Annotated in this window: 13 protein-coding genes and 2 pseudogenes; 9 read left to right on the top strand and 6 right to left on the bottom strand. The window is 68.0% G+C overall.

All coding sequences use genetic code 11. The features are described 5' to 3' along the window. Positions 1-29 precede the first annotated feature (29 nt). Entirely contained in the window at positions 30-446 is a 417-nt protein-coding gene (locus SALPAC4_RS0120370; RefSeq protein WP_027644917.1) for a cold-shock protein, read from the bottom strand. Between the two features lie 175 nt (positions 447-621). Between SALPAC4_RS0120370 and SALPAC4_RS0120365 the strand changes: the two genes are divergently transcribed. Further along, positions 622-1,302 (top strand): formylglycine-generating enzyme family protein, encoded by a 681-nt coding sequence (locus SALPAC4_RS0120365; RefSeq protein WP_019871915.1) that lies wholly within the window; start codon positions 622-624, stop codon positions 1,300-1,302. 15 nt (positions 1,303-1,317) lie between these two features. Here the strand turns inward: SALPAC4_RS0120365 and SALPAC4_RS0120360 are convergent, their stop codons facing one another. Next, entirely contained in the window at positions 1,318-1,914 is a 597-nt protein-coding gene (locus SALPAC4_RS0120360) for a TetR/AcrR family transcriptional regulator (RefSeq protein ID WP_019871914.1), read from the bottom strand. A 119-nt stretch (positions 1,915-2,033) separates the two neighbouring features. Between SALPAC4_RS0120360 and SALPAC4_RS0120355 the strand changes: the two genes are divergently transcribed. After that, positions 2,034-3,521, top strand: coding sequence for an MFS transporter (locus SALPAC4_RS0120355; RefSeq protein ID WP_027644916.1), 1,488 nt, complete (start codon positions 2,034-2,036; stop codon positions 3,519-3,521). Here SALPAC4_RS0120355 and SALPAC4_RS0120350 read toward each other — a convergent pair. Further along, positions 3,463-3,678 (bottom strand): annotated as a pseudogene (locus tag SALPAC4_RS0120350) (ATP-binding cassette domain-containing protein); the annotation flags it as partial. The gene SALPAC4_RS0120355 and the pseudogene SALPAC4_RS0120350 sit on opposite strands and share 59 nt — an antisense overlap. Before the next feature lie 18 nt (positions 3,679-3,696). Here SALPAC4_RS0120350 and SALPAC4_RS29015 point away from each other — a divergent pair. The 4 genes and pseudogenes from SALPAC4_RS29015 to SALPAC4_RS0120330 form a co-directional block, all read left to right on the top strand. After that, positions 3,697-3,879 (top strand): annotated as a pseudogene (locus tag SALPAC4_RS29015) (TetR family transcriptional regulator); the annotation flags it as partial. 785 nt (positions 3,880-4,664) lie between these two features. After that, positions 4,665-5,507 (top strand): HalD/BesD family halogenase, encoded by an 843-nt coding sequence (locus tag SALPAC4_RS0120340; protein WP_019871910.1) that lies wholly within the window; start codon positions 4,665-4,667, stop codon positions 5,505-5,507. A gap of 116 nt (positions 5,508-5,623) precedes the next feature. Continuing rightward, complete coding sequence (locus SALPAC4_RS0120335) at positions 5,624-7,429, top strand: choline/carnitine O-acyltransferase (protein ID WP_019871909.1); 1,806 nt, start codon at positions 5,624-5,626, stop codon at positions 7,427-7,429. A 202-nt stretch (positions 7,430-7,631) separates the two neighbouring features. After that, entirely contained in the window at positions 7,632-8,012 is a 381-nt protein-coding gene (locus SALPAC4_RS0120330; protein WP_019871908.1) for a nuclear transport factor 2 family protein, read from the top strand. Between the two features lie 136 nt (positions 8,013-8,148). Here the strand turns inward: SALPAC4_RS0120330 and ileS are convergent, their stop codons facing one another. Together ileS and SALPAC4_RS0120320 are read right to left on the bottom strand one after the other, a co-directional pair. Next, entirely contained in the window at positions 8,149-11,271 is a 3,123-nt protein-coding gene (gene ileS, locus SALPAC4_RS0120325; protein WP_027644915.1) for an isoleucine--tRNA ligase, read from the bottom strand. Positions 11,272-11,624: 353 nt separating this feature from the next. Further along, on the bottom strand, positions 11,625-12,212 hold the full coding sequence (locus tag SALPAC4_RS0120320; protein ID WP_019871906.1) for a DinB family protein: 588 nt from the start codon (positions 12,210-12,212) through the stop codon (positions 11,625-11,627). A 235-nt stretch (positions 12,213-12,447) separates the two neighbouring features. On the opposite strand from SALPAC4_RS0120320, the gene SALPAC4_RS0120315 reads away from it, so the two are divergent. From SALPAC4_RS0120315 to SALPAC4_RS0120305, 3 genes are all read left to right on the top strand, one after another. Further along, entirely contained in the window at positions 12,448-13,371 is a 924-nt protein-coding gene (locus tag SALPAC4_RS0120315) for an NADP-dependent oxidoreductase (RefSeq protein ID WP_019871905.1), read from the top strand. Between the two features lie 196 nt (positions 13,372-13,567). Next, the gene (locus tag SALPAC4_RS0120310) at positions 13,568-15,472 is read left to right on the top strand and encodes a BTAD domain-containing putative transcriptional regulator (RefSeq protein WP_019871904.1); all 1,905 of its coding nucleotides are present in this window, start codon (positions 13,568-13,570) and stop codon (positions 15,470-15,472) included. A gap of 182 nt (positions 15,473-15,654) precedes the next feature. Further along, complete coding sequence (locus SALPAC4_RS0120305; RefSeq protein ID WP_019871903.1) at positions 15,655-16,524, top strand: helix-turn-helix domain-containing protein; 870 nt, start codon at positions 15,655-15,657, stop codon at positions 16,522-16,524. Between the two features lie 66 nt (positions 16,525-16,590). On the opposite strand, the gene SALPAC4_RS0120300 is transcribed toward SALPAC4_RS0120305, so the two are convergent. Beyond that, a complete protein-coding gene (locus SALPAC4_RS0120300) occupies positions 16,591-17,307 on the bottom strand; it encodes a hypothetical protein (protein WP_019871902.1) in 717 nt (238 codons plus the stop codon). Between the last annotated feature and the right edge of the window lie 21 nt (positions 17,308-17,328).

Here is a 17,328-nt window from a genome sequence, read left to right as displayed (position 1 = left end):
GGGCGCGGACCCGGGCCGGCGCGGAGCGGTCAGTCCTCGACCCAGCCGTACTGGCGTGCCATGGCGACTAGCGCCCGCCGCGCCTCGACGATCTGCGCACCGGTCATGGTGGGCACGTTCGCCAGCAGCAGCTCGGTCACCGCGTTGTCAAACTGCTCGACCGCCAACACATCGCACTCACCGTCCTCGTCGGACAGCGGCTGCGGGCGGCTCGGCACGTTGCGGTTTGCTGCCACCGGCGCCGTCTCCAGCGCCACGCTGGCGACCTTCAGGCCCCGCTCGGACTGCACAACCTCATAGCTCACCCGCATGCCGGCGGCGACCTGGTGCCGCTGATCACCGAAGTCATTCGCGTGCACAAAGACGTCGTCGCCGCCCCCGAACGGTGCGATAAACCCGTAGCCGCGAACGTCATCGAACCGAACGATCGTTCCCTTTTCCACCACAATCCCCCAACAAAGACCAACCACCAACACCCGAAGCGCGCAACCTACGGATGGCTCCCACGCGCTGCCCAGCCTAGCGACCCTGCCATCGGGACGGGACCGGACCTCAGCGGGGTGGGCGCCGGCAGCACCGGAAAAGGGCAGCGGACGACCGAACCGGTACTATCGGCGCCTTGTGGACGGGAACCAGCAGGAACTGATGATTCTGGTGCCGGCAGGGCAGGTAACGCTCTCCGACCGCCGAACACAGCGCCGATGGTCGGTCGAATTAGAGCCGTACGAGCTCGCCCGTTTCCCGGTCACGCAGGCCCAGTACGCCGCGGTCACCGGCGCACACCCGAGCACGGCTCGCGGAGGTCAACTGCCAGTCGAGGGGGTGTCCTGGTGGGATGCGGTCCGCTGCTGCAATGCCTGGTCTCGACGGGACGGATTGCTGCCGGCCTATCGAATCTCCGGCGACGAGGAGATCGAGTGGGACCCCTCCGCCGACGGGTACCGGTTGCCGACCGAAGCCGAATGGGAGCACGCGTGCCGCGCCGGCACGAACGGCCCCCGCTACGGACCGCTGGACGAGATCGCCTGGTACCGCGGGAACTCGCGGGAACGAATTCACGAGGTGGGCGGCCGACAACCGAACGCCTGGGGCCTACACGACATGCTGGGCAACGTCTGGGACTGGTGCTGGGATCACTACGACCCGAAGGTCTACGGCAGCTACCGGGTCCTCCGCGGTGGCGGCTGGTTCGACGAGCACTGGAGTTGTCGGGCCTCCGTACGGCGCCGGAGTCATCCAACATTTCGCGTAGACGACGTGGGTTTCCGCGTCGCGCGTTCCATTCACCCCGAGTCGGACTGACCTGACGCCCGCGCCTCACGCCACGGCGTAGACCTCGGAGATCGCAGCGAGCACCTGATCCCGAGCGGCCTCGGCCGGACAGACGCCGATAAGCACGTAGTAGGCGAGCCCTTCAGCGAGCGCCACCAGGGCAACGGCCGCCTCCGCCGGGTCGGTCCCGGTACGGAGGTGGCCAGCGGCTTGGTCGCGACGAAGCAGATCGGCGAGCTGCCCGTGGAGGTTGGCGTAGTCAACACGGAGGCGGGTGGCGATGGCCTCGTCGGCCAACGCCACCGCGGTGAATGATTGCCGTACCCGCAGGTGGGCACGGGTGACGGCGTCGTACGGAATCAGCTCGGTGAGCACCACGGTAAGTAGGCGCCGTCGGCTGACGTCCTGGTCATCGGATCTGGTTTTGGCGGCTATCCGGTCGCTGGACAGGGCGTTGCCCCGTTCGAAGGCAGCCTCGATCAGTTCTCGCTTGGTGGGGAAGTAGTGCTGGACCCGCCCGGGCGACACGCCGGCCTGAGTGGCCACCGCGACCAGGGACACGGCCGCCAGGCCGTGTCCGGCGACAACAGCCAGTACCGCGTCGGCGATCTCGTTGCGCCGATGCTCATGCTCGAGGCCCACCCCTCGAGTTCGACTGGTCGCCAACCCCTCCCCTTCCCCATCCAGGTTGCCTAGACATTACTTCATGACTACGGTCTGCAGTATAGCAGTGTGATCACATTGATTTACTCGGAGGCATGGTGCGGTGGCGGGACGAGGACGAGCCGGGCACGCAGCCTGTCCGGCGCCACACCCCGGAGACGACCTCCGGCCGGGCTGCACTCCTGTTGGCCTGCACCGCACAGTTCCTGGTGGTGCTCGACGTATCCGTGGTCAACGTCGCCCTTCCGTCCATCCAACGGGCCCTCTCCCTCTCCCCATCCGGCCTGCTGTGGGTAGCCAACGGCTACGCGCTGGTGTTCGGAGGCTTCCTCCTCTTGGGTGGCCGACTAGCCGACGTGTATGGCCGCAAGCTGGTCCTGATCTTCGGGCTGGGGCTGTTCACGGCCGCGAGTCTCGTCGGCGGGCTCGCCACCACCGCCGGTACGCTCGTCGGCGCCCGCGCGTTCCAGGGCCTTGGTGCCGCCACGCTGGCACCCGCCACCCTGACGATCGTCACCACGACATTTCCACCTGGGTCCGCGCGTAACCGGGCATTGGCTGTCTGGACCGCGGTCAGCCTAGCCGGCGGCGCGGCCGGCAACCTCCTCAGCGGCGCCCTCACCGAGTACCTGACCTGGCGGTCAACCTTGCTGATCAACGTACCGATCGGCATGTCCTGCATCGCGCTGGCAGCTGTCACGCTGACCGGAGGGCGGCCACGGGACCGGGTTGTCCGCCTCGATGTCAAGGGTGCTGTCCTGATCACCACCGCCCTGATCGCAGTGACCTACGCCGTCACGGCCAGCTACCCACACGGCCGGCGCGGGCCGACCGCCGCAGCGACGTTGGCCGTCGGCCTGATCTGCCTGGTCGCCTTTGTCGTGGTCGAGGCACGCGGCGCCGAACCACGACTTCTGCCGCTGCGGCTGCTGCGAACCAGGGCGATCTGGCTGGGCAACCTGCTGATGATGCTGGTCGGGGCCGGCTTCCAGATTCCGCTGTGGTATTTCCTGACCCTGTACCTGCAGCAGGTACTCGAACTCACCCCGCTACAAACCGGGGCCGGGTTTTTACCACACACCCTGCTGATGATGCTGGTCGGAATGCGCGTGGCCCCATGGTTGATGCGACACGTTGCCGCGCGGAGCCTGGTCATCGTCGGCACCGCCGTCGCCGCGGCCGGGTTCTGGTGGCAGAGTCAGATCACCGTCCAGAGCACCTACCTGTCCGGCGTCCTCGGCCCGGCCGTCGTGATGTCGGTCGGCGGCGGACTGCTCATCGTGCCACTGACCGCCATGGTGACCTCCGGTGTCTCCGGCCCGGATGCCGGGGCGGTCTCCGGGCTGGCGAACACCGCCAAACAGTTTGGTGGCGCCCTTGGCCTGACCGCGCTTATCGCGTTGACCAGCCGACATTCGTCCACCAAGGCCGAGCTCGTCAGTGGCTACGCGCAGGCGTTCGCGTTCACCGCCCTCATCCTGGCCCTCGTCGCCGTCGTGGCGTTCGCACTACCAGCCGGGGACGGCGTCAGGCCACCTCCCGGGTCTCGCCGGACCAGCGCCGGCACAGCCGGCGGTCGTGACTGACCACCACCACGGCGCCCTGGTATTCCTCGAGAGCGGCCTCCAACTCCTCGACCAGGCCCAGCGAGAGATGGTTGGTGGGCTCGTCCAGCAGCAGTAGGTCGACGGGCTCGCTGAACAGCCGGGCCAACGCCAGCCGCTGGCGTTGCCCGGTGGAGAGCCGGCCGATCGGCACGGTGCGGCTCTCATCGCCACGACCGCACCCCTCTACCACACCCTCGTCCTGCTCCGGGCCCCCGCCGACAGCGACCTCGCCGTACGCGCGGCCCATCAGGTGGGCGTCGCCGCCCGGGCAGGCGCCTTCGCCCGCCCCAGCGGCGAGCGCTTGACCATCGGCGCCCCAGGCTCCGGGGGGCGGTGACGCCGCCGACACCCCGGGCGGCACCGGCGCACCGGCGCCGGGCGCCGGGCACCGGGCACCGGGCACATCGCGGCAATGACACATCGGCACGTCGGCACAGTCGGCGTCCGTCGGCACAATCGGCGACCGTTGCACAATCCGCGACCATCGGCGACTGTGCCGACGGATCCGTCGGCTCAGTCGGCGCCATCGGCACATCGCGCATCGGCGCCATCGGCGTATCGGGCGTGAGCCCCCGCCCACCTGGTCTCCAGGTGCGGCTGGTGGTTGCTGTTGACACAAGGACGTGTGCGCTCCGCCGACCCTGTTCTCATATGCTCACGCTGGCTGTCGAGCTGCCCGCACAGCTGGGGCACAGACCGGTTCCGCTGGTCATGCACGGGGTACTGCTGAACGCCGCAGCCCACTCCCAGCGCCAACTCCACCACCGGACGCCGGCAGACCTTAACGTGAAGGCGAACCCGGGCGTCGGTCTCACCGGTGGGGCAGCTCGACAGCCAGCACCACACCACCAACACCGCACCGCACCGCCCCAGCACCGCACCGCACCGGACGACACCGCGCGCACCGCACCGCACCAGCACCCCCAACACCAGTGGGCAGCTCAGTTGGTACCACCCACGAAGTCCGTGGTGGACGGAAGCAGTGAACCCGGGCGAGTGCCAACCCGAGCGCTGCACATGCGGCTGTGAAAAAGGTAACCAACGTGCGGCTGCACACCGGCAAATCCTGTTAGGATTCCGCAATTCTTCATGTCGCCGCCATTGAAGAAGGGAAGCCTCTGAATGCATGATGTAGACACCGTGCGTTATCCACTGGCCGCTCCAGAAAGCGACGCGTGGGAACGCGTCGTCACGAAAACCCGCGCCGACCTGCGCGACCACGGTTGCAGTGTGCTGCCGGAGTTCATTCGGCCAACTAGCTGGGAGACGCTACGACGCGAAGGCGCCGCGGTTGCCCCGTCGGCATACTACGACGTTACGGAAACCAACGTCTACAACACAAAACTCGATGCTGATCTGCCGGCGGAGCACCCGGGTCGCATCATCATGCGACGTGGCAACGCGTTCGTCCCGCGTGATCTGATCCCCGCCGACAGTGTCGTCCACCGGCTCTACCGCGACCCGTCGTTCGTACGCTTCGTCGCCGCCTGCTTCGAACTCCCGGCGCTCCACGAGCTCGCCGACCCGCTCTCCGGCCTGGTACTCAACGTCGTGCAACCCGGCATGGAGCATCCGTGGCACTTTGACCTCAACGAGTTCACCGTCAGCCTGCTGACCCAGGAACCGGAGGATGGGGGTGTCTTCGAGTACTGCCCGAACATCCGTTCGGCGGGTGCGGAGAACTTCGACGCGGTCCGTTCGGTGCTCACCGGCGCCGATCGTGCACCGGTACGAGCCCAGATCCTGCGCCCCGGTGACCTCCAACTGTTCAAGGGGCGGTACGCGCTACACCGGGTGAGCGCCGTGCACGGGGGCACCGCGCGGCATACAGCAATCTTCGCCTACTCCCAGCGCCCCGGCTTGCTGGGCAGCGTCACCCGTACGCAGCAGCTCTTCGGCCGGGTCCTGCCCACACACCGCGATGCCGAGCGTCATGCCATCCGAGTCGACCAGTTGCTGGATTAGCTCGCGAATTGCCGAGTGCGTTTCGAGCAGCCCGGAAGACTTCCGACGGCATACCCTTTGACCTCAACCACTGGCCCAGAAGACGGCCCGACGAGCAGCACTTTCCAGGAGGCCGAGTGAGTACGTTCGACAACGAGGACAAGCTGCCCTCGGTACCGTTACCCACGCTGGAGGAGACCTGCGCCCGGTTTCTCGAGTGGTCCGGGCCGCTGCTGACAGCGCAGGAGTTCGCCGACACCGAGGCCGCGGTGCGGGAGTTCGCGCAGGCCGACGGTCCGGGTCCGAAGCTCCACGCCGACCTGGTGCGGTACAACGAGGATGCCGCCACCCGCAGCTGGCTGGACGATTTCTGGCCGGCCCGCTATCTCGGCCGGCGCGATCGCATCGCGTTGAACGCCAACTTCTTCTTCCTGTTCCGCGACCCGCCGCTGCGCGGGTTCACCGACCCGCAGGTGGAGCGCGCGGTACGACTCATCGCCGCCACCGTCAACTACAAGGTCCAGCTCGACGCGGAACGCATTCCCCCTGCCGTGACCCGCGGGCAGCCGCTGTCGATGGAGCAAAACAAGTTTCTCTTCTCCACCACCCGCATTCCGGGACCGGTGCAGGACAGCGTCCGAGCGCCGTACAGCGCCGAGCGGCCGGGCCCCGCGACCGCACGGCACATCGTGGTGTTCTGCCACGGCAACGCCTTCCGCATGGACGTACTCGGTCCGGACGGGCACCCGTACTCCCTCGATGACCTGACCGCGGGCCTGCGGGAGCTGCAGAAGGCCGGCCTCGTGCCGGCGGCGATGACCACCGCGACCGGCCATCTCACCACCATGGCCCGAGCCGAGTGGGCAGCCGCCCGACAGCGACTGGTCGCGCTCGACCCCAGCAACGCCGCGGCGCTGGAGACCATCGAGACGGCGCTGTTCTGCGTCTGCCTGGAGGACCTGACCCCCGCCGACGACCTGGCGGCCTGCGACCAACTGCTGCACGGCGACAGCGGCAACCGGTGGTTCGACAAGGCGGTATCGCTCATCGTCTTCGCGGACGGCACCGCCGGCATCAACGTCGAACACTGCGAGCTGGACGGCACCACCATCCTCAGCTTCGTCGACACGATCCTCGCCGGAACTCCGGAGGAACACGCCGCGCAGTCCGGTGCGGTGGCGCAGGGCGTGCCAGCGATTGAGCCGGTCACCTTCGTGCTCGACGACGGGCTGCAGGCCGAGATCGCCACCGCGGCCCAATCCTTCGCCCAATTCGGCGCGGACACCGCCACCGTAACCCTGCCCATTGACGAGTTCGGGGTGGATGAGGTCAAGCGGCTGCGGATGTCACCGGACGCCTTCGTGCAGCTGGGATACCAGCTCGCGCACAAGCGCGCCAAGGGGTTCACCGGTGCCACGTACGAGTCCATCGCCACCCGCCAGTACTCGCGGGGACGAACTGAGGCGATGCGCGTCGTCACGCCGGAGGTGCTGCGGTTCGTCGCGGTCATGGACGATCCCGCCGCAACTGGCGACGAGCGACGGGCGGCGTTCCGTGCCGCAGCCGACAAACACGTCGAACGGGCGAAACAGTGCCAGGCCGGCGCCGCACCGGAACAGCACCTCTGGGAGCTACAGCTCATCCAGCAGCGGCGGGGGGCCGCACTCGGCGTTCCGGAGTCGCCTCGGCTCTACGAGACGCCGGGATGGCGCACGATGCGCGACGACTACCTGAGCACCAGCTCGGCGCCGTCAACCAATATCCGCTACTTCGGGTTCGGGGCCACCAGCAGCCGTTGCATCGGAATCGCCTACGTGCTGCTGCCGGACCGGTTCCACCTGTACCTCAGCACTCCCCGCCCGGTCGCGGAGATGATGCACACGTTCGCCGACCGCCTCCGTGAGGCGTTGCGTGAGCTGCGCACCCTCCTCAACGAGCAGTAGCCGACCGGGTACGTCCACACCTGAACCAGGGGTTCGGTGCGGACCTGCCGGCGGTTCCCGCCGGCAGGTCCGCACCGAGAACACCAAGGTCACCGGCAGCAAGGCATTACCTGGCACAGAATGGACGCTCCGCCGCCACAGCTGCGAATCTCCAGGGGGCACGGGGAACACCGTGTGATTCGGAACAGGAGGAGTCGCAGTCATGAACGACCTCACCACCGTCATTGACGAATATCTCGACATGTGGAACGAGACGGACACTACGCGCCGGGCCGAAAAGGTGCGCAACATCTGCGCCGATAATGCGACCTATACCGACCCAAAGACAGATGTCAGTGGACACGAGGCGATCAACGCGTTTATTGGTGCCGTCCGGGAGCAGACCCCGGGCATGACCTTCACCCTCGCCGGGCCGGTCGATGCCCACCACGACATCGCCCGCTTCACCTGGCACCTCGTCCCCGCCGGGACGGCCGGGGCAGCCGAGCCGGTCGTCGTGGGCTTCGACGTGGTCAAGGCCGACGACGACGGACGACTCTCCGCGGTGTACGGCTTCCTCGACAAGGAACCCACCGACCGCTGACCGCGCAGCAACCGCACGGTCAGCGGTCGGAGAAGCAGCCGACCGGGGCGTCGCCACGCGCCATCGCCCGGATGACCCCGGGCCAGGAAGGCGGACCCCCTCATCCCAGGCGCCTTCCTGGCCCGGTACCAACATCTCAGGCCAGACGGAGCCAAAAGGTCAGGCCGAGCGACTCGTCGGTGCACGGCTCCGCGTCCGGCCAGGTAGGCGTGCCCTCGGCACAGTCGGTCGCAAGTACCTCGTCGGCGACGAAGGCCCGGTGCTCCGCAAGAGCCCGGGCGGTTTCCTCCCGGTGGGGCTGGTAGCGCAACTTGATCCGGTCGGTGACCTCAAGGCCACTGTTCTTACGGGCCTCCTGAACCAGTCGGATCGCATCCCGGGCCAGCCCGGCACGACGCAACTCGGGGGTGAGATCCAGGTCCAGGGCGACGGTCGCTCCTGCCTCACTGGCCACCGCCCAACCCGTACGGGGAGTCTCGGTGAAGACGACATCGTCCGGCTGGAGCAGCACCGGCTCACCGGCCACGGAGATCGTGGCCGTTCCGCTCTCGCGGAGGGCGTCGCGAAGTGCCGCCGGGTCGGTTGCGGCGATGGCCGCGGCCACCTGCTGGACCGCCTTACCAAGCCGCCGTCCCAGAGCACGGAAGTTCGCCTTCGCCGTGGTGTCCACCAGCGAGTCCCCGCCGGCACCGAGCGCGGCAACCGAGCCCACGTTCAGCTCCGCTGCGACTTGGGCGAGGAGCTCGGGCGGGAGCGTGGCGAAGCCGGGACCGGAGGCGAGAGCTCGGGACAGCGGTTGGCGGACCTTCATCCCCGACTCAGCCCGCGCGGTGCGCCCCAGCTCCACCAAGCGCCGGGCCAGGGCCATCTGTTCGGACAGCCCCCGGTCCACCAGCGCCGGGTCTGCCACCGGGTAGGCGGCCAGGTGCACCGAGGGTGCGGCGTCCGGGGTGACCGGTGCCACCAGATCCTGCCAGACCCGCTCGGCGATGAACGGGGTGATCGGCGCAATCAGGAGCGTGAGAGTGGAGAGCGTCTCGTGCAGGGTCGCCAGGGCCGCCCGCTCGCCCTGCCAGAACCGCCGCCGGCTGCGCCGTACGTACCAGTTGGACAACTCGTCGATGAACGCCGACAGCAGTCGACCCGCCTGGTGCGTGTCGAAGTCGGCCAGAGCCGCGTCAACCCGCCCCACCAGAAGGTGCAGCTCGGAGAGGAGCCACCGGTCCAGCACGGGCCGGTCGGCGGGGGACGGGTCGGCGGGTGACGGTGACCAACCCGCGGTACGGCCGTACCGGGCCTGGAAGGCGACGGTGTTCCAGTAGGTGAGCAGTACCTTGCGGACCACCTCCTGGAGCGCGGTGTGCCCGATCCGACGAGCTGACCAGGGAGAACCGACCGCGGCCATGAACCATCGGACGGCGTCGGCGCCGTGCCGGTCCAGCAGCGGGATCGGCTCCAGGGTGTTGCCGAGGTGCTTGGACATCTTTCGCCCGTCCTCGGCCAGGATGTGCCCGAGGCAGACCACCGTCTCGTACGGCGACTGGTCGAATACCAGCGTGCCCACCGTCATCAGGGTGTAGAACCAACCGCGGGTCTGGTCGATGGCCTCCGAGATGAACTGCGCCGGGTACTGTGCGGCGAACTCGTCCGCGCCGCGGTTCGGGTACCCGAACTGTGCGAACGGCATAGCGCCCGAGTCGTACCAGGCGTCAATAACCTCTTCGACTCGCCGAGCCGTCGCGCCGCACCCGCAGGCGAGGGTCACCTCGTCCACGAAAGGTCGGTGCGGGTCAAGCTCGCTGTGGTCGGTTCCGGTCAACTCGCTCAGCTCGGCCAACGAGCCCACGCAGGTCAGATGCCCCTCGGGACACCGCCAGATCGGCAACGGAGTACCCCAGTAGCGCCGCCGGGAGAGCGCCCAGTCGACGTTGTTGGCCAGCCAGTCGCCGTACCGGCCGTGCTTCACGGTCGCCGGATGCCAGGTGGTCCGTTCGTTCTCCCGCAACAAGGCGTCCCGAACGGCCGTGGTGCGGATGTACCAGGACGGCTGGGCGTAGTAGATCAACGCCGTGTGACAACGCCAGCAGTGTGGGTAGCTGTGCTCGTACGGGAACTCACGGAACAGCAGACCTCGGGCCGCGAGATCCTCGATCAGTGGCCGGTCCGCCGCCTTGAAGAAGACCCCGCCGACGAGCGGCAGGTCCAGGTCGAAGCGACCGTCGGACCGGACCGGGTTGACCATCGGCAGGCCGTACGCGCGGCTGGTGGCCAGGTCGTCGGCGCCGAAAGCCGGCGCCTGGTGCACCAGTCCGGTGCCACTCTCCGTGGTCACGAACGACGCCAGCACCACGATGTGCGCGCCCTCGACGTCAACCAGCGCGAACGGCGGGCGATAGGTCCATCGTTCCAGTTCCTTGCCGCGGAACGACTCCCCGGTGAGGTCCCACCCGTCGCCGAGTGCCGACGCGAGGAGCGGCTCGGCGACGACGAGCTGCTCCTCACCGTCGGTCACCACCACGTACCGGACGTCAGGGTGCACCGCAACCGCGACGTTCGCCGGCAGCGTCCACGGAGTCGTGGTCCAGACCAACAGCGCCGCGCGGCCGGCCAGCGGGCCGGTGGTCAACGGGAAGCGGACGAGTACCGACGGGTCGACCACCGTTTCGTACCCCTGGCCCACCTCATGGTCGGACAGCCCGGTCTCGTCCCGTGGGCACCACGGCGCGACCCGGAAATCCTCCACCAGCAGGCCCCGGTCGAAGATCTGTTTGAGTGACCACCAGACCGACTCGACGTACGCCGGATCCATCGTCCGGTAGGCGTCGGCCAGGTCGACCCAGTAGCCCATCCGCTCGGTGAGTTCCGTGAAAGCGTCGGTGTGCCGGGTGACCGACTCCCGACAACGGGCGTTGAACTCGGCGACGCCGAAGGCCTCGATGTCCTGCTTGCCGGAGAAGCCCAGCTCTCGCTCGACGGCCAGCTCGACCGGGAGTCCGTGGCAGTCCCAGCCCGCCTTGCGGTTGACGTGGAAGCCCTTCATCGTCCGATAGCGGGGGAAGACGTCCTTGAAGACCCGCGCCTCGATGTGGTGGGCACCGGGCATACCGTTGGCGGTCGGCGGCCCCTCGTAGAACACCCACTCCGGGCGGCCCTGCGACTGCTTCAGGCTCCGGGCGAAGACGTCACTCTCCCGCCAGAAGCGCAGGACCTCATGGTCCAGGGTGGGCAGGTCGATCTGGGTGGGAACGTTGTGGTACACGCACATCTCCTCCGACGGAACACGGATGGCAAGCTCCGGCGGAGGGACGAGACCCCGAGGTCCCGCGGTACCACCCTCCTTGGCCGCGTACGGCCCGCTCACTTCAGGGTGCGGTCGGTTCTACTCGGCCGCGCGGCCTTTCTTCCGACGACTCCGGGGTGATCTTCCCGCCGTGCAGACCCCCGGGCTTCCACCATCCCCGGGTCGCTAACGGCTGCGTACGGAGGTACTCGTCCCCATCAACGCCTCGCCCGAAGATCGTAGCCCAGTGGGTGGGAGATGGCTGCGGTCGCGGCACAGGTCCTCAGGAAGGCGAACCCGCGCGCCACGCACGTGGTCGCGCGGACCGTGCGTTATCCGAACCGCTGGGCGAGGTCGGTCAGCCGCACGACATAGCCCGACCAGTCGTAGTCGGGAACGCTGCTGTTGCCCGCATGCCAACCGATCGCTCCGTCGTGCTGCTCGCGCAGGATGTCAGCCTGGCCCACGTGCCGGGTCAGGTCACAGGTGACGTGAACGATGATTCGTTGCAGGGTTACCTCCTGCCGGCCTGGTCGCCACCAGCTCACCCGCCCGGGGGCATCGAGTGGAAGCTGCTCGATCGTCTCATCCGCGAAGGCGGCGACCCGCCGATACAGCTCGATCAGCCCATCCTTCGTCTCGTCTACCTCCGCATACCAGTCCGCCTGTGAATCCTTCTCATGCGCCTCCACTGAAACCAGTTCCTCCGGCGTGGGGAACTCACGCCCGAAGGTAGGACCAAAGTAGCCAGCTTCGACGTTGAGGCAGTGTTTGAGGATTCCCAGCAGGTTGTTGCCGGTTGACGTACGCGGCCATCTCGCCTCGCGTTCGCCCAGCCCGTCGAGCTTCCAGATCAGGTCGTCACGAGTCGCCTGCAGGTAGTGATGCAGCACGCCCTTCGGATCACGCATGTCAGCCATGCCCGCCAGTCTGTCAGCGGGCCAACACCGGCAGCAATAAGGTTAAATGCATAGAATTCACGTATCTCTCCGTTGCTACCTGAATCGCCAGCGTCAGCCTTGACCTGTAGTGGACTTGAGGTTTGATACTTCCCTCCGCTGCCGGGGCCACCGGGGCACCCCCGGGCCCGAGCACCCGGTGTCACTCCGCGTCGAAGCCCCAGATCCAGGACAAGGGAAGTGAGAAGAGACCCTCATGAAAGCTGCCGCCTTGACATCCTTCGGTGGACCGGAGGTTCTGACGCTGACCGAGATCACCACTCCTGAGGCCGGCCCCGGCCAACTGCGTGTGCGCGTGCGGTCGGCCGGGGTCAACCACTTCGACACCGCCATCCGGAAGGGATGGGCACCGCCGACGGTCGACAACTCCTTCCCGGTCGTACCCGGTAACGAGTACGCGGGCGTCGTGGACCAGGTTGGCGAAGGTGTCACCGGACACTCGGTGGGGGACAACGTGCTCGGCTACTGCACGCTGGGCGCCTACGCCGAGTACGTGGTGGTCTCCCCCGAGCAGGTAACGGTCAAACCGACGAGCATGCCCTGGGACATCGCGGGCGGCTTCTCCGCCAACGGCCTCGGTGCGCACATGTGCCTGCGCCAGATGAAGGTCGGGCCCGGCGACACGGTCCTGATCCACGCCGCGGCGGGCGCCCTGGGCACCTTCGCCGCCCAGCTGGCCCAGGCCTGGGGAGCGAGCACCGTCATCGGCACGGCGAGCGAGGCCAACCACGACTACCTGCGGTCGATGGGCGTAGCCCCGGTGACCTACGGCGCTGGATTGGTCGAGCGGGTACGCGCCCTGGCACCCGACGGGGTGGACGCCGCCCTGGACATCGCCGGCGACGACGCGCTGCGCGCCTCGATAGAACTGGTCCAGGACAAGAACCGGGTCCGCACCATGGTCTCCGACGAACTCGCCGCCGAACTCGGAGTTCCGACCGTCACAACGAAACGGTCCAACGCCCAGCTCGCCGAGCTGGCCGAGCTCCACGCACAGGGCAAGCTCAAACTGCACATTCGACAGGCGCTCCCACTCGCGCAGGCCGCCGAGGCACACCGCTCGATCGGGACCGGGCACGGGCGGGGAAAGATCGTCCTCCTCGTGGATTCCCCATCCTGAAGAACATCGAAATGCTCCGCCAAGCGACCGACACCAATCCAAAATCGATCACGCCAGAGCAGCCAAAAGCGAAGATGGGCAGGCGCGGCCCGAGCACCTACCACCCCAGGCAGCCGAATAGCCACTTCAGACGCCCGGAAACCTAACTTAAAATAGCTACGAACCGAGCGCGGCGGCACGACAGCTTGGGGGAAACATGAACCGGATCGAGATCGAACCCTATATTCAGATCCTCGGTCCCATCCAAGCGACGATCCGCGGTAGCGAGATCGACCTGGGCCCCCCGAAACAACGAGCAATTCTCGCCCTGCTGGCGCTCCGGGCCGGACGACACGTACCACTCGATGAGGTGATCGCCGCGCTCTGGGCGGGACAGTCACCGGCCCGGGCCGCCAACCTCGTACACACCTATGTCGCCCGACTGCGCCAGGTGCTGGAGCCGGACACACCGCGCCATCGACGAACCAACGTCATCGCGTCGGTACCCGGCGGATACCGGCTGGCGGTCGGTATCGGGCAACTCGACCTGCACGCGTTTCGTGCCGAAGTCCGGGAGGCCGCAGTACTCCGGGAGCACGGCCAGCCGACCGACGCCTTCGCCCGCTACGGCGAGAGCCTTGGCCGGTGGCGAGATCCCCAGGTCAGCGAGCTGGCCGCGCTCCTGGTCGAGCAGGACGACATCCGTCCGCTGCGGCAGGAGTTCCTGGCCTCGGCGCTCAACTATGTCGGCCTCGGGCTGGAGCTGGACCGACCGGAGGCAGTCCTGCCCGTTGCCGAACAACTCGCCCTGACCGAGCCACTCAACGAGCGGGTGCAGGCCCGACTGTTGCAGACCCTGGCCCGAATCGGCCAGCGGGCTCGGGCCATCGAGCGGTACGCCGAGGTCCGCGAGCGGCTTCGACTCGACCTCGGGGTGGACCCGGGGTCCGAACTGTCCGCAGCGTACCGCGAGGTGTTGGACGCCAAGCTGACCTCGTCGTCCACCCACCGCCCGAGCCCGGCGCACGCCGCACCGTGGCGTGGAACGGCGCCCCTGATCGACGAGCTGACCGGACGATCGAACGATCTTGCGGCAGTTAGCGACCTGCTCCACGGGTATCGCCTGGTGAGCCTCACCGGTCCGGCCGGGGTGGGCAAGTCCGCGCTCGGCCTGGCCGTCGCCGAGCAGCAGCGGGAGCGGCACGCCGACGGGGTGGCGGTGGTCGACCTGACGGACGTACGCACGGGACCCGCTCTCGAACGGGCGGTGATCGCCGTGGTCACCTCCCCACCGCGGTGCACGACGGAACCACCCGTGCCCCTGGTACGTCAGCTGCACGACCGACGGCTACTGCTCGTGATCGACAACGCCGAGTTGGTCACCGATGCGACGGCCGACCTGGCGGACGAGCTGCTCCGGGGCTGTCCCGGCCTCACCGTCCTGTTGACCTCGCGCGAGCTACTCGGGATGCGGTACGAGGCGGTGTATCCGGTCCGGCCATTGCGCATCGATCCGGAACCAGGGTTGTCGGCACCTCCACCCGCGCAACAGTTGTTCGCCCGGCGGGCCACTCAGGTGCGACCGAGCTTCCGATTGGACGAGTCCACCCTGCCCCGGGTTACCACGGTGTGCCGGGCCCTGGACGGCCTCCCCCTCGCCATCGAGCTGGCCGCAGCGTGTCTGCGGACGCAGCGGCTGGACGCCCTGGTTGAGGCCGTCGCCGATCCGCTGCATTGGCTCCGGCCGCCGCGGCGAGGGGTGCCGAGTCACCATCGGTCGTTACACGCCGCTGTGCACCGCAGCATCGAGTTGCTCGACGCGGCGGAGCTGCGCTGTTTTACCGGGCTCGGGGCGATGCCCGCCGACTTCGATCTGGCGGCCGCTGCGGGTGCCGGCGTGGGTGCGGGTGCGGCGCTGATCGATGACCCCCGCACCGTGCGGGTGCTACTGGATGGACTGGTCGACAAGTCGGTGTTGGAGGTTCGGCACGGTCCCGCCGGCCGGACGTACCACATGCTCGGCACGGTTCATGCCTTAGCCCGGCAGCTGTTCCAGGAGGGTGGTTGCGCGGGGGAACCGCCCTCGGCCCGGTGCACCTGCGGCTGCCACCTCGGCGACTGAATCGGGGATGGTCGTAAATCTTTCCGAGTTATGTTCCGGTCCCCTGCTGGCCACGGGTCGCAAGCAGAATGACGCTACCTGCGTCCGCACCAGGGGATGCGTGGTGGCGGCTTCAAGAAAGTCTCAAGAAGGCCTCAGCAGAATTCTCCATGGGTGCCCGAGCAACCGTACAGGGGGCGCACATGAATTCAACCTCCGGCGTCTCGCCCTACCTGGCGGACCAGGCCCGAAAGGCGGCCGCCGCACAGGCGATCGACTACATGCGCCAGCACCTGGCCGAGCCGCTGCAGTTGGCCGACCTGGCTCGGGTAGCGCCGTTCAGCCCCTTCTACTTCCATCGACTGTTCCGAGATGTGACCACGATGACGCCGGCCCGTTTCCTCGCCGCGCTCCGTATGGCGGAGGCACGGCGATTACTGCTGCACACGGATCGGACTGTCACCGCGATCAGTCGGTGCGTCGGCTACACCAGCGCCGCCACCTTCACCACCCAGTTCTCCCGGTTGGTCGGCACCACGCCGGGGTACTTCCGGCAGGTGACACGCCTGCTCGATGGTCACTGCTGCCACGTCCTGGCGGAACGACTCCACCGCACGGCCGCAGTAGTCAGCCGTCCCCGACTGACCCTACTCGTGCCGGACCGCGAACCCGGTGACCTGGTGCTGGTGGGCCTACGCGGGAAGGGACGGAGCACCGATGTACCGACCGCGTGGACGGTGTCCGCCGGCAGTTCGGCCGTTCCGGTCGTTGCCCGACCCAGCACCTACCACGCCCAGATCGTGCTGGTACGGGCGCACAGTACGCTGATCAGCGCCCTCGTTGACGAGGAGCCGGCGAGTTACCTGGTGGGTACTGCCGAGGTGGAGCTGACCCAGCGCGGCGCGACAGTCGGGCGGATCCTGATCGGACCACCGCGGCCAACCGACCCGCCGGTGCTGGCGATCGGTCCGATCGGCCGGATCATCGAGACCTTCGCCTGTCTCTCCGAGCCACCACAGCCGCCGGACCCGGCCCCGCTGGCCACCGCGCCCACCACGGCGGCCAGCGCCTGAATTTCGCCTGGCGAGATCGATTTCCCGGAGCAATTCCGGGTACCCGTCGCCGCCGCTGCAGCTACGTCACCCGGGAAGCGCCCCCAGGCCGGCGAGCAGCTCGACCCGCTCGGACCCGGACAGGGCCTGATAAATCCGCTCATCCAGCCGGTTGGTCTCGTCCTCGATAGCTTGTCGAGCTGGCTCCTCGGGCGGCAATGCTCTGAGCTCTGCCGGGCTGAAACCCGCGGCGGTCCAGGCCGCCCGGTGCGCGTCCGCGCGGTGATGACGCAGCGCTCCGAGCCGAGAGCTGAGGCGGAGAGCCGCAGTGGCGTCAGCTGGCTCGTACACCGGTGCCATCGCGCGAAACGCCGGCCCACCGGTGACCTGACCCGCCTCCAGCAGCCGACCGACAAGATCTGCCAGCCGAGGAACAGCGGCCAACCCCGGCATCGTGCCGATCAGCCGCCGATCCCAGAGCTCTTCGGCCCAGTCGCCGATCGCACGCTGCACCGCGAGTGCCACCTCCCGCCCGCGTGAGGTCAGCCGCCAGGTGCCGTCAGCGTCAACCTCGGCCATGCCCTGTTCGAGCCCGCCGGTCATGTTGGAGCCGGAGTAGGTGGTGGCCGCCGCGAAACTCTCGGCGGGCATCGGCCGCGCCAGCAGCCCGAAGTAAAAGCTGCTCTCGAAGCCGGGACGGACGTTGTACTGGTCATAGACCGCCAGGATGCGGTCCCGCCCCAGGCCGCGAAGGCCCACATACACCCGGTCAAGCACCGGTCGAAACAGCGCCGCGTAGCTCATGTCACCCTTCTCACCCGTCCG

The organism is Salinispora oceanensis, assembly GCF_000383575.1.
Taxonomy (GTDB): domain Bacteria; phylum Actinomycetota; class Actinomycetes; order Mycobacteriales; family Micromonosporaceae; genus Micromonospora; species Micromonospora oceanensis.
The sequence above is the reverse complement of the archived record's forward strand: the minus strand, read 5'-3'. Positions and strand labels throughout refer to the sequence as shown.

What these genes read in the sequence shown, in the direction of transcription:
- SALPAC4_RS0120340 (WP_019871910.1), top strand. Translation starts at nt 4,665, where the DNA reads ATGCATGATGTAGACACCGTGCGTTATCCACTGGCCGCTCCAGAAAGC.
- SALPAC4_RS0120330 (WP_019871908.1), top strand. Translation starts at nt 7,632, where the DNA reads ATGAACGACCTCACCACCGTCATTGACGAATATCTCGACATGTGGAAC.
- SALPAC4_RS0120320 (WP_019871906.1), bottom strand. Translation starts at nt 12,212, where the DNA reads ATGGCTGACATGCGTGATCCGAAGGGCGTGCTGCATCACTACCTGCAG.
- SALPAC4_RS0120315 (WP_019871905.1), top strand. Translation starts at nt 12,448, where the DNA reads ATGAAAGCTGCCGCCTTGACATCCTTCGGTGGACCGGAGGTTCTGACG.
- SALPAC4_RS0120310 (WP_019871904.1), top strand. Translation starts at nt 13,568, where the DNA reads ATGAACCGGATCGAGATCGAACCCTATATTCAGATCCTCGGTCCCATC.
- SALPAC4_RS0120305 (WP_019871903.1), top strand. Translation starts at nt 15,655, where the DNA reads ATGAATTCAACCTCCGGCGTCTCGCCCTACCTGGCGGACCAGGCCCGA.
- SALPAC4_RS0120300 (WP_019871902.1), bottom strand. Translation starts at nt 17,307, where the DNA reads ATGAGCTACGCGGCGCTGTTTCGACCGGTGCTTGACCGGGTGTATGTG.